General features: G+C 64.0%; 1 protein-coding gene. It reads left to right on the top strand.

The window, feature by feature from the left end:
• Positions 1-258: aldehyde dehydrogenase family protein (locus AAEZ05_RS29235; RefSeq protein ID WP_350650117.1), on the top strand; the 258-nt coding region annotated here is incomplete at both ends.

Here is a 258-nt window from a genome sequence, read left to right as displayed (position 1 = left end):
GAAAATCGCCGACCGCATCGAGCAAAACCTCGAACTGCTGGCCATCACCGAAACCTGGGACAACGGCAAGGCCGTGCGCGAAACCCTAAACGCCGACATCCCCCTGGCCGCCGACCACTTCCGCTACTTCGCCGGCTGCATCCGCGCGCAGGAAGGCAGCAGCGCGGAAATCAACGAACTCACCGCCGCCTATCACTTCCACGAGCCGCTGGGCGTGGTCGGCCAGATCATCCCGTGGAACTTCCCGCTGCTGATGGC

Origin of the sequence: Pseudomonas sp. HY13-MNA-CIBAN-0226 (assembly GCF_040310305.1) — a bacterium.
In the GTDB taxonomy this organism is placed as follows: domain Bacteria; phylum Pseudomonadota; class Gammaproteobacteria; order Pseudomonadales; family Pseudomonadaceae; genus Aquipseudomonas; species Aquipseudomonas gregormendelii.
Note: the sequence above shows the minus strand (reverse complement) of the source record. Positions and strands in the feature narration are given on the sequence as shown.